Here is a 12,189-nt window from a genome sequence, read left to right as displayed (position 1 = left end):
TAGTTGGGCGCCGGATGCAGCGTTTCGCCGGCTGACCGCGTATTGGAGACAAGAAGACCTCAACGTCTCGCGAAGTGAGGGACCGATGGCCGCGATCAGTGTCCGCACGACCAGGATGAGCGTGCGGATCACGCTGCTCATCGTGATCATCGCCGGACTCGTCGCGGCAGTGGCCATCCCGGCCGGGCGGGGCAAGTCCGCCGCGGCCTGGGCGCCGGCCTCGCACGCGGTGCCCGGCTCGCAGGCGGTGCCCGACTCGCAGGCCGACCCGGCGCCGAACACGGTGGAGGCCGTCCCGCGCGGCACCTACGGCTCGGGCAGGATCGGGCCGTGGACGAATCTGAGCCGGGCGATCTCGTCGCCGGGGCAGATCCGGCAGGTCCTGGCCGCCGACGGCATCTTCATGTTCGGCGACAGCATCGCCGTCCAGGACGGCGAGTCGCTGGCCAGGCACCTGCTGGCCGCCACCGGCGACAGCATCGCGATGCACAACTGGTCGGGCGAGCCGACCTCCGCGGCGGTCGACGCGCTGGAACAGTGGAAGCGCGACTACGGGCTGCCGAGCCGGATCCTGATGGCGGTCAACTCCAACGACATCTTCGCGCCGTTCGCGTTCGCCGAGCAGGTCGAGCGGGTGATGCGGATCGTCGGCCCGAACCGGACCGTGTACTGGGTGAACGCCCAGGTGGCCCGGACCAAGCAGCCGAGCGAGGTCCAGGTCGCGGACCAGCGCAACAGCGCCTGGCTCAACCTTCAACTGGCCGACGCCGAGCGGCGCAACCCGAACCTGCGGATCATCCACTGGGCCGAGTTCCTGGCCGCGGATCCGGACCGGCTGGAGACCTACCTGCGCGACGGCCTGCACACCTCGGTGCCGCGCGGGCAGAACGCGCGGAACGAGTTGATCGTCCAGGCGATCCGGGGCTGAGCCCTCAGCGCGGCGACACCGACCGGTTTCAGTCGAGCGCGACCGCGACGTACTTGGTCTCCAGGTACTCGTCGATCCCGACCGAGCCGCCCTCGCGGCCGAGGCCGGACTGCTTGACGCCGCCGAAGGGTGCCGCCGGGTTGGAGACGATGCCCTGGTTGAGCCCGATCATGCCGGTCTCGAGCCGCTCGCTGACCCGCAGCGCGCGGCCGAGGTCGCTGGTGAACAGGTAGGAGACCAGGCCGAACTCGGTGTCGTTGGCCATCGCGACCGCCTCGTCCTCGTCCTCGAACGCGGTCAGCGGGGCGACCGGGCCGAAGATCTCCTCCTTCTGCAGCCGCGCCGACGTCGGTACGCCGGCCAGCACGGTCGGCGGGTAGAAGTACCCATCGCCCTCGACCGTCGTCGCGCCGGTCAGCACCTCGGCGCCCAGCGCGACGGCGTCGTCGACCAGGTCCTTCACCTTGTCCCGCTGCTTGGCGTCGATCAGCGGCCCCACGTCGACCCCGTCCTCGGTCCCCCGGCCGACCTTCAGCGCGGCCATCCGCTCGGTCAGCTTGGCGCCGAAGGCCTCCATCACCGACGAGTGCACGTAGATCCGGTTGGCGGCCGTGCAGGCCTCGCCGCCGTTGCGCATCTTCGCCAGCATCGCGCCGTCGACCGCCTTGTCCAGATCGGCGTCGGCGAAGACCAGGAACGGCGCGTTGCCGCCGAGTTCCATGCTGGTCCGCAAGACCTGCTCGGCGGACTGCTCGATCAGCTTGCGGCCGACCGGGGTGGAGCCGGTGAAGGAGAGCTTGCGGGCGCGGCCGTCGCGGATCAGCGGCTCCATCACCCCGCCGGAGTCGCTGGTGGTGAGCACGTTGAGCACACCCGGCGGCAGGCCGGCCTCCGTCATCAGTTCGGCCAGTTTCAGCATCGACAGCGGCGTCTGGGCGGCGGGCTTGATCACCATCGTGCAGCCCGCGGCCACCGCCGGGCCGATCTTGCGGGCGCCCATCGCGGCGGGGAAGTTCCACGGCGTGATCAGCAGGCACGGCCCGACCGGCTGCCGCATCACCAGGAAGCGGCCCTTGCCGTTCGGAGCCACCTGGTAGCCGCCGTCGATCCGGACCGCCTCCTCGGCGAACCACCGGAAGAACTCCGACGCGTAGGCGATCTCGGCCTTCGACTCGGCGACCGGCTTGCCCATCTCCAGCGTCATCAGCAGTGCCAACTCGTCGGCCCGCTCGGTCATCAGCTCGTAGGTCCGGCGCAGGATCTCGCCGCGCTCCCTCGGCGCGGTCGCGGCCCACTCGGCCTGCGCCGCGACGGCCGCGTCCAGCGCCGCCTTGCCGTCGGCGGGACTCGCGTCCGCCACCTCGCAGAGCGCAGTACCGGTGGCTGGGTCTTCGACGGCGAGGGTCTTACCGCCCTCGGCCGCCTGCCACTTGCCGGCGATGAAGAGTTCGCTCGGACATGCCTCGACGACTTCCTGCTCCCGCTCCCGCGACATCAGCCCGCCTTTCCGCTAGACACCCCCAACCCACCTTAGGCCGGTCTGGCGGTGGGGCTAGTGTCCTGAGTCGGAAGTTCGTGCTTCAGCTCCGGTGTCCAGGTGCGTGCATCGCAAGGCGGAGAAGCGGCCTCGATGCTTTTCCATCGTGGCCGTTTCTCCAACGCGGCGAGGTGCGTGCCTGGGCGCCGGAGATGTGCACGAACTTCCGACTCAGGACACTAGGCCGTGGCGACGAAGTGGGGGGCGTGGCGCGGCATCGTGCGGATGGCGCGGGTCAGCCCTGCGGCGATCGTGCGGAGGATGGCGGAGCGCACCAAGCCGTCGAAGGCCAGCGGGACCACCATGATCTCGTCGGCGCCGGTGCTGGCGGCTACGGATGCCAGCCCTGCGGCAACGCCGGACCGGGAGCCCACGACGTACCCGGGGTCGTCCAGCAACCGCTCGGCCTTGATCCGCTCGCGGCCGGTGATCGGTGGGGCGAGCAGGTCCATCAGCTCGGCCGGTGTCGAGCGGTTGGCCGCAGCCTTGAGTCGTAGCTTCACCCGCAAGTACTCCGCCAGCCGGGCGACTGCTTCCTCTTCCGTATCCGCGGCAGCCACCCCGACCGTCACCCCGACGTACGGCTTGCCCGTGGGTCCCGTCGACTCGAAGCTGTCCCGGTACGCCGCGATCGAGGCAAGGGTCGCGGCCGAAGCCACGTGGTGCGACAAGAACACCGGCAACCCCCGTACTGCGGCCAACTGCGCCCCCGCCGGCGTATCCGTCATGACGAAGACAGGTGGAGGCAATCCGGCCAGAGCCAGCCGCACGTCTCCCACGGGAGCACGGCCAGGTAGTCCGTCGCGGAGGAAGCAGCAGAGCTCGTCGAGTCTCTGCGGAAAGCTGTCCCAGGCAGTGTCGGTCCAGCCGAGAGCGGTCGCAGTACTGGGTTGCACGCTCGGGGCTCTGCTGACACCGAGGTCGACCCGGCTCGGGTACGCCGCAGCTAGTGCCGCGAACTGCTCGGCGATCACCAGCGGCTGGTGGTTCGTCAGCATCACCGCACCCGAGCCCAAGCGGATGCGGTCGGTCCGTGCGGCCAGTACCGACGCTAGGACGGCCGGCGTGGCGCTGCCGACACCACGGACCCCGTGCTGCTCCGCTAGCCAGAAACGCCGGTAGCCAAGGTCATCCGCCGCCTGCGCGACCTCAACGGTTTCCCGGAGCGCGGCAGCGGCGGACTGGCCAGGCAACTGCGGCACCACGTCCAGCACAGAGTGCGCTGAGACGGGGAGGCCGGGAGCGGCTTGGCTGTACACCCGCCCACCGTCGCAGCCCTGGCAAGTTTTCACATGGGGGTTCTGCACCCATGTTCCGAGCGCCTGAACCCGCCGGAAAATGGGTGATCGCGGCCCTTGTTGCCGCTTCGTCCGGTCAGGCATCGTTCACGGCGTTCGCAGTCGACGGAACCAGGGAGGCCGGCCACGAGTCACTTCAACGCCAGGGGCCCGACTGAGGCCGCCTGCTACTGAGTTCCTGCGCCGTACGGCCTTCCACCAGAGGCTGTCCGGCCAGGCGATGCTGGACCGCGGGGTGGTCAACCCCCAGTCGCCATCCCGCGGTACAGCACACTCCCAGAGGAATATGGGGGCTTCCTACCCATGGCAGCACCCATACCGCGATGGCAGCCTGAGCGCGTGCTCAACGCCGCAACGACCGGGACTCCCCGGACCGACCAGCCCAAGGCCTGGTGGTCTGGCGGAGTTGGTCCCCATGAGCTGAGCCTGGCGACACCCGCCTGGGCGGAGTACGTCGAACGCAGTACGGCCGCACCTTCGACGCCGTCGACGGCGGCAGGTGACTGGCAGCAAGCCTTGGTGAGATGTCTCGAACCACTCCTTACCTCCGCTCGGCAGGACCTGACCGCGGCGGGGCAGGTCGGCGTACTGACCGACCAGTTCCTGCAGCGACTCGGCTCGAGGCTGGTCCGGCTGGCCGCAAGAACCCTGGTGCTGGAACTGGCCAGGGCCCGGGACCGCGGCGAACTGGCCGGCGACACCCCGGAGCAGCGATTTCTCGATTTCACCCACCGGCTCGTTGGAGGGAGCGAGCTGGCGGAGTTCCTGGCCGCATACCCGGTGCTGGCCCGGGTCCTGGGCGAGGCGTGCCGTCAAGCCGTCGAGGGTCATCTCGAGCTGCTGGCGCGTCTCGCCGAGGACCGTGAGCTACTCGTCACCGAACTGCTGGCCGGCCAAGATCCCGGCCCTCTCGTCAGCGTCCAGCCCGGGGGCGATCCCCACCGCGGCGGCCGCTGCACAGCGACCCTCACCTTCGCCGACGGTCGCCAGGTCATCTACAAGCCCCGCCCGCTCGATCTCCACCAGCACTTCAACGACCTGGTCGACTGGCTGAACGACAAGACTGCTCTGGGCCTGCAGACAGTCCAGGTACTACGTCGCCCGGGCTACGGCTGGCTCGAGTTCATCCCGCACACCCCGTGCGCGGACCTCGCCGCAGTACGCCGCTTCTACCACCGGCAAGGCGCTCTGCTCGCTCTCCTGTACGTCCTCGACGGCACCGACGTCCACTACGAGAACCTGATCGCCAACGGCGACCAGCCGGTCCTGGTCGACGTGGAGACGCTGTTCCACCCCAGCCAGATCCCTACCGGCGTCCTCGGCCAGGATCCGGCACATTTCTCTCTGCGCAGCTCGGTCTACCGCACTGCTCTGCTGCCGCTCCTGTTCACCGGCGAGCATGGAGTGGCCGACATCTCGGGGCTGGGCGGTGACGCCGGCGCCATGTCGCCCAACAGCGTCGTCGACTGGGCCGATGCCGGTCTCGACTCGATGCACTTGGTCCGCCGCCCCACCACGACGCGCGGAGGCCGCAACCGGCCGAAGCTGGACGACGTGGTGATGGAACCGCGGGACCACGAAGTCTCTTTGCTGACAGGGTTCCGGGCCGCGTATGAGGCGATCGCCTGGCACCGCACCGACCTGCTGGGACCGGACGGCCTGCTGGACCGGTTCGCGACCGACGAGATCCGCTTCGTGGCCAGGCCGACCCGCGCGTACGTCACGCTGCTCGACGAGTCGACGCATCCCGACGCGCTGCGCGACGCGGACGGCCGCAGCCGCCTGCTGGACCTCCTGTGGGACGGCGATCCGAGCCAGCACCGCCTGGTTCCGTACGAGCTGGCCGACCTGTGGGCCGGCGACGTCCCCCTGTTCACGGCGCGACCGAACAGCCGTGACATCTGGGCCAGCGACGGCAGCCGAGTGCCACAAGCCCTTGCCGGCAAGGGACTTGCCGAGGTGGAAGCCAAGATCGCCGCGATGAGCGAGATCGACCAGCACCGCCAGCAGTGGCTCATCTCCGCCTGCCTGGCCACCCGCCCGGAGCCCGTGGTCCACGCCGGTACTGCGACCCGGGCCGGCCTGGGCGCGACCGAAGCCGACCCCGAACAACTGCTGGCTGCCGCCACCGACATCGCCGACGAGATCATGGCGCAGGTCCTCGGCAGCAGCGGTGGCCCGGCGAACTGGCTGAGTCTTGAGCTGCTCGACGACCACCACTGGGCCGTGATGCCCATGGGTGCAGGGCTTTCCAACGGCTACACCGGCACCGCCTTGTTCCTCGCGCAGATCGGCGCACTGACCGGAGCCGCCAAGTACAGCGAGCTCGCCCGCGACTCGATCCGCCCGATCCCCGCGCTGCTCGAAGCGCTCGCCTCGGACCCGGAGGCGGCTCAGAGCGTCGGACCAGGCTTCCACGGGCTCGGCGGAATCAGCTACGGCCTCGGCCGGCTCAGCCACCTACTGGACGACACTGAGATCGCCAACTGGCTCGCTGCCCTCCTCGACCTGGCGGAGCGGACTCCGGCCGGCGCGGAGTTCCCCAGCTATACAGAGGGAGCCGCGGGCGGACTCGCCGCGATGCTTGCCCTGCACGACCTTCCCGCGGCTTCCCGTCTGGCCGCACGGTACGCCGACGAACTACTCGCCGCTGTCGACCACGGAGTACGCCAGGACCGGCCGGAGGCTGGGTTCGCCCGGGGCTACCAGGGAATCGCCTGGGCCTTGGGGCAGTACGGCGTACCGGGAGACAGGTACCGGCTCGCTGCCGGGGTCGCCGCCGACCTGGATCGGCACAGCGGTCCGGCCAACCCTGGTTGGTGTTCCGGCGACGCCGGCACCGCCCTGGCCCGGCTCGCCGCCGGTGCCCCCGCGGACCTCGAGGCGTACTCGAGGACCGCCACCCAACGTCCGGTGCTCGCCGACATGAGTCTGTGTCATGGCGAGCTCGGCGCGGTCGAGCCACTGCTGTGGCTCACCGAAGACGATCACCCAGCCATTGAGGCGGTCCGGCGGCGCCGGGCCGGGCTGGTGCTCGCCGCAGTACAGCAGCACGGGCCGCACTGCGGCACACCGCGAGCAGTTCCCTCCCCCGGTCTGCTGACCGGTTTGGCGGGAATCGGCTACGGCCTGCTCCGGCTCGGCTTTCCCGGACAGATCCCGTCCGTCCTGCTGCTCGATCCGAGTACGGGGACCCAGCGCCCATCACAGCGCTGAGAACCGGCCACAACACCATCCGACAGGGGAGACCATGACCGCCCAGCACCCGCACAACGACGACCGACTCGACCCGCAGTCCACCGGAGCCGAGCCGATCGAGTCGACCGATCCGATCGGGCCGATCAAGCTGCCGATCCGCTCCCGCATCGGCGGCCGCGCCCTGGCGCTGGTCGGCGTGGTCGGTTCCGCGGCCGTCGGCATCGTGGCCGCGACCGAGGCCTGCAGCACCTGGCCCACCATCGCCGAGTGACGCTCAGCCCGGCTGGTGGCGGTCCTGCCACCGGTTCCGCCACCAGCCGAGCGAACGTTTGATCCACTGCCTCGCCGGGCGATCATCGGGCCTGACCAACCTGCCGATTCGACTGCGGCGGCCTGGTCACGTCGTTAAAGTAGGCAAGCATGCAGACCCATGCGCCCAAGGTGGTCGGCAGAGACGGGGAGATCGATCATCTCCACGCCCTGCTCTCCGAGGCACGTGACGGTCACGGGGGTGCTCTTTTCCTGGTCGGCGAGCCCGGGATCGGCAAGAGCCGGCTGGCGGCGGTGGGCACGACCATCGCCCTCGACGCCCAGATGACGACGCTGCGCGGACGCGTCGGCGCGGTCGGCACGATGGTTGCCTTCCGCCCGTTCACCGAGGCGCTGCTGTCGCTGATCCGGCGGGGCGAGATGCCCGCACCGGAAGGACTGGGGCCCTACCGTCAGGTCCTCGGCCGGTTGATCCCGGACTGGGACGACGGCACCGCCCACGAGACCGCGTCGTCCGCCGTGGTGCTCGGGGAAGGCATCCTCCGGCTGCTCGCCCTGGTGGGCCGAGACCGCGGATGCCTGCTGGTGCTGGAGGATCTGCACGGCTCGGACCCCGAGACCCTCGCAGTGGTCGAATATCTGCTCGACAACCTCACCGACCAGCCGATCGCCCTGATCGCCACGGTTCGCTCCGAGCGCAGTTCCGGTCTCGAACTGGCCCGGCTGTCCGCCCAGCGAGGCACCGCGGACCTGGTCGAGCTGCGGCCACTCGCCCGCCAGGAGGTGGGCGAACTGGTTGCCGGTTGCCTCGAGGTGCCGCCGAGCGGCGTACCGGATCACTTGACCGACCAACTCTGGCGCGACAGCGCCGGAATTCCCTTCATCGTCGAGGAATTGCTGCAGGAGTTCCGCAGATCCGGGCAACTGCTGTCCGGGCCCGACGGAAGCATCCAGGTGGTCGAGGGGCTCCAGACGAGCGTGCCCGCGGCGGTGGTTCGCAGCATCAGCAGCAGGACCAGTCAGCTGGGACCGCAGTCGCGCGACCTGCTCGTGCTCGCCGCTGTCCTCGGACATCGCTTCCCGCTGAGCGTCGTACGCAAGGCAACCGGTACGGACGAGCGGCTGCTGCTCGCCACCCTGCGAGCGGGTCTGGCGGCTCAACTGGTCGGCCCTGATGAACCGGTCCCGGACTGGTACGCCTTCCGTCATCCGCTGACCGCGGATGCCTTGCTCGCTGGGCTGACCCCGGCGGAGCGGGCCATTCTCGCCCGTCGCTGCGCCGACGCGATCGAGGAACTGCATCCCGGGCTGCCCGGTGAGTGGTGCCCGATGGTCGCCGAACTGGCCGAGACCGGCGGCGACCTGGCCCGGGCCGGCCGGCTGTTCGCACTGGCCGGCCGGCGATCGTTCGACGACGGCTCGATGGGCTCCGCGGTCAACCTGCTGGAACGCGCGACCACGCTGCTCGCCGCGGATCCCGACACCAGCTACCGCGCCGAGGTGCTCGGCTCGCTGCTGATCGCCCTCAGCGAGACGGGCATGTTCGAGACCAGCACGCGGCACGCGGCGACCATCGAGGAGATGGCCGACCGCAACCTGGACGGCCGCAAGGTCGCCGCACTGCACATCCAGCTCGCCAATCTCGAGCACATGGCCGGCCGCTGGTCGGCCGCGATGACCCAGGTCGCGACCGCCCGCTCGCTGCTCGGTCCCGAGGCCGGTGACGCCGACCTGGCCCCGCTGGACGCGATCGCGGCCCATCTGGAACTCGCCCGGCCGAGTCCTGGCCGGCTCAAGTCCGCCACCGAACTGGCGACCAGGGCGGCGGCGGCCGCGGAACGCGCCAAGCTGCCGGCGGTGGCCTGCGACGCCCTCCAACTGCTCGGCATCCTGTCCCGCGAACACGACCTGGCCGGCTCCATCGCCTACTTTCATCGGGCCCGGCAGGTCGCCGAAGAGCACAACATGACCTTCCAGCGGGTCTGCTCGCATCTCTTCCAGGCCGGCACGATCTGCCTGACCAACGGAAGCGTGGTCGAGCTCGAACGAGCCCGTCAACAGGCCCTGCGGATCGGCGCCATCCCGTTGGCCTACGAGGTGGACGGCATCCTGGGGCAGCAGGCGATCCTGCGGTCGGAGTACGACAAGGCCGCGGGGATCCTCGAGGAGTGCCTGGAGGTGACCAGGCGGCTCAAGCTCGGCCGCGGCGCGGCGTACGTGCTGGTGACCAAGGCGATCATGTTCGCCCATCAGGGGCGGCGGGCGGCGATGGAGGAAACCCTCGCCGAGGTCGCCGGCTGGGGCGAGCGGGGTTCGGTGGAACTCCCCTACTCCTACGGTCTGGCCCGCACGTTCTGCGCGCTGCTGGAGGAGAACCGGGAGCTGGCCGAGTCCGAAATGGCCCAGGCCCTCGCGTACGACGCCCAGAATCCGACCACCTTCCACACGTCGGGGAAGAACGGCCTGGGCCTGCTCCTCGGAGTCCTTGCCGGCCGGAACGGGTGGCCGCACCTGGAGGCGGTCACGGCGACGGCCGCCAGCGGCATGCGGTGGAACCAGCAGTTCGTCCAGTTGGCGCATGCCGTGCTGCTCGGTCGTGACGGCCGGACCGCCGAGGCCGAGGCGGTGCTCGCCGCATCGCTGGAGAAGTCCTCGCTCTACCCGATGGCGCGGAGTCTCGGGCTGCGGCTGGTGGCGGAGCCGGCCGCCGCCGATGGGTGGGGGGAGCCGGTCGCGTGGTTGCGGCAGGCCGAGGACTACTTCCACAACGCCGAGGTCGCCGCGGTGGCCAGTGCCTGCCGGAGCATGTTGCGGCAGCTCGGGGCGACGGTGTCCCAGCGGCGAACCGGGTCCGACCAGGTGCCGGCGGATCTGCGGCAGTTGGGGATCACCACCCGGGAGTTCGAGGTGGTCCGGTTGCTGGTGGACCGGATCGGGAACAAGTCCATCGCGTCGCGCCTGCACATCTCCCCCCGGACGGTGGAGAAGCATGTCGCTAGCCTGATGACCAAGACTCAGCAGCCCGATCGTGAGGCGCTCAGCAGTTTCGCGCGGACGGTGTTGCAGGACTGATCCCTGGCCCCGTGCGTGTGCTGGGCGGTGGGATGGCCGGTGAGTGATAGTTGTCGACTCACGGATTTCGGGGTGACCGCTCGCTCCCCGGTGTCCCGAGTCGTGGCCGGCGGCGCGCGATGTGACCGAGTTAATTTATGAACGCTCGCTTTATATATAGGATGGGCGAGTGGCAGGCAAGGGGTCGGACATGGGCAAGGGAACGGTCGGCGGCGGCGGTACGACGATGCTGCGGCGGATCAACGTCGCCGCTGTGCTGGACGCGGTCCGCCGCTCCGCACCGGCGCCACTACGGGTGGCCGAACTGGTCGAACGGACCGGGCTGGCCAGACCGACCGTGGCGCAGGCGGTCGACGAACTGCTGGACGCCGGTTGGCTGCAGCAGCACGGGCCCGACTCCGCGGACCGTTCGCTGGGTCGCCCGGCGATCCGGGTCTCCCTGCGCGGTCGCGCCGCGCCGGTGCTCGGGCTGGACGTCGGGCCGCACCGGGTCACCGTCGGCGTCTCCGACCTGGCCGGCCGCAAGCTCTCGCTGGTACGCCGCTCCGGGCCGGGGTGGACCGCCCAGGAGCTGCTCGGAGTCATCAGCGAGGTGATCACCGAGGCGCTGGCCGAGGCGGAGGTCCCGGCCGAGGACATCGCGGCAGCAGTCGCCGCCAGCCCCGGCATCGTGGACGAGCACACCGGCCGGGTCCAACTGGTTCCCAGCGTTCCGGGCTGGTCCGCGATCGACCTGACCAAGCACGTCCGGAGTCTGCTCGACTGCCCGGTCATGCTCGACAACGACGCCAACCTGGCCGCCCTGGCGATCGCCGCGGCACGAGGTGGCACGGGCACGCTGCTCGCGGTCCAGTGGGGCGAGCGGCTCGGTGCCGGCATCGTGATCGACGGCCGGCTCCACCGCGGTACGGGTGCGGCCGGTGAGATCGGCTTCATCGCCACCGGCCCGGACGACGTGATCAACCCCGAGGACAGCCGCGGTCCGCTGGAACGCGCCGTCGGCTCCGAGGCGATCGCCGAGCTCGGCCGCCAGGCCGCAGTCGCCAACCCGGATTCACGGCTCGCAGAGCTCGGCCGGGATCAGCTGGACACGGCCAACGTGTTCGCCGCGGCCGCGGAGCGCGACCCGGTGGCCCAGGCGGTCGTCCAGCAGGTGGCACGTGACTTCGCCCGGGCGCTGGCGCCCGCAGTACTGGTGCTTGATCCGACGGCTGTCGTGATCGGTGGCGGTGTGGCGCGCGCCGGAGCCGTCCTGCTCGACGCGATCTCCGACCAACTGCGCCTGCTGACGCTGAACCACCCCAAGCTCGAGCTGTCCGCGCTCGCCGAAGACGCCGTGGTCACCGGTGCCATGCGGATGGCCCTCGACGAGGTCTGGCAGCGCAAGCTCCCCACCCCGGCGCTCACCACGCCTGCCTAGTGGATCGTCTTGTTCGCCGGGTACCACGTGTCCCCGACGACCTCGCCGGCCAGGTTCCAGCTCCATGACACGGTCGGCGTGATCCTGCTGTAGAGGCCGGGCCCGACCAGGCCCACCCGCTCGACCGGCGAGTCCGCGCGCCCGTAGACCCGCAGACTGCGGGCGATGAACGGCTCGAGCGACACCAGATCGTCGATCACGATCGCCACCTGGTGGTTGCCCGCCGCAAGGTTGCGGAACTTCCGCGTCCCCGCCACGGACGGCCCGCCACCACCGACCCAGAAGACAGCGCCGTCGAACTCGAACGCCACCGGTACGACGTCCGGCTGCCCGTCCGCCCCGACCGTTGCCAGCCGGGCCAGCGGCTGAGACCGCAAGTACTCCAACTCTTCTGCCGTGAACCCCATGGACTCCTCCTCGCGGTAGACGCTCCTCGTCTATATACGAACGGCGGCAGCCCAAATCG

The 12,189-nt window shown here is 70.2% G+C and carries 8 protein-coding genes; 5 read left to right on the top strand and 3 right to left on the bottom strand.

What is annotated here, in order from left to right; all coding sequences use genetic code 11:
* The first annotated feature begins 85 nt into the window (after positions 1 to 85).
* Positions 86 to 928, top strand: coding sequence for an SGNH/GDSL hydrolase family protein (locus ABD255_RS28450; RefSeq protein WP_344219343.1), 843 nt, complete (start codon positions 86 to 88; stop codon positions 926 to 928).
* Positions 929 to 956: 28 nt separating this feature from the next.
* On the opposite strand, the gene ABD255_RS28445 is transcribed toward ABD255_RS28450, so the two are convergent.
* A complete protein-coding gene (locus ABD255_RS28445) occupies positions 957 to 2,423 on the bottom strand; it encodes an NAD-dependent succinate-semialdehyde dehydrogenase (RefSeq protein WP_344219341.1) in 1,467 nt (488 codons plus the stop codon).
* A 221-nt stretch (positions 2,424 to 2,644) separates the two neighbouring features.
* A complete protein-coding gene (locus ABD255_RS28440) occupies positions 2,645 to 3,724 on the bottom strand; it encodes an MsnO8 family LLM class oxidoreductase (protein WP_344219339.1) in 1,080 nt (359 codons plus the stop codon).
* A 378-nt stretch (positions 3,725 to 4,102) separates the two neighbouring features.
* Between ABD255_RS28440 and ABD255_RS28435 the strand changes: the two genes are divergently transcribed.
* From ABD255_RS28435 to ABD255_RS28420, 4 genes are all read left to right on the top strand, one after another.
* The gene (locus tag ABD255_RS28435; protein WP_344219337.1) at positions 4,103 to 6,979 is read left to right on the top strand and encodes a type 2 lanthipeptide synthetase LanM family protein; all 2,877 of its coding nucleotides are present in this window, start codon (positions 4,103 to 4,105) and stop codon (positions 6,977 to 6,979) included.
* A 34-nt stretch (positions 6,980 to 7,013) separates the two neighbouring features.
* Complete coding sequence (locus tag ABD255_RS28430) at positions 7,014 to 7,232, top strand: hypothetical protein (protein ID WP_344219335.1); 219 nt, start codon at positions 7,014 to 7,016, stop codon at positions 7,230 to 7,232.
* Positions 7,233 to 7,381: 149 nt separating this feature from the next.
* Positions 7,382 to 10,303 carry an ATP-binding protein gene (locus tag ABD255_RS28425; RefSeq protein WP_344219333.1) on the top strand — a complete coding sequence of 974 codons (2,922 nt, stop codon included), beginning with the start codon at positions 7,382 to 7,384 and terminating at the stop codon, positions 10,301 to 10,303.
* 169 nt (positions 10,304 to 10,472) lie between these two features.
* A complete protein-coding gene (locus ABD255_RS28420; RefSeq protein WP_344219331.1) occupies positions 10,473 to 11,723 on the top strand; it encodes an ROK family transcriptional regulator in 1,251 nt (416 codons plus the stop codon).
* Here ABD255_RS28420 and ABD255_RS28415 read toward each other — a convergent pair.
* The gene (locus tag ABD255_RS28415; RefSeq protein ID WP_344219329.1) at positions 11,720 to 12,130 is read right to left on the bottom strand and encodes a PPOX class F420-dependent oxidoreductase; all 411 of its coding nucleotides are present in this window, start codon (positions 12,128 to 12,130) and stop codon (positions 11,720 to 11,722) included. The genes ABD255_RS28420 and ABD255_RS28415 overlap by 4 nt on opposite strands.
* Between the last annotated feature and the right edge of the window lie 59 nt (positions 12,131 to 12,189).

The organism is Kribbella sancticallisti, assembly GCF_039530625.1.
Lineage (GTDB): Bacteria > Actinomycetota > Actinomycetes > Propionibacteriales > Kribbellaceae > Kribbella > Kribbella sancticallisti.
Note: the sequence above shows the minus strand (reverse complement) of the source record. Positions and strands in the feature narration are given on the sequence as shown.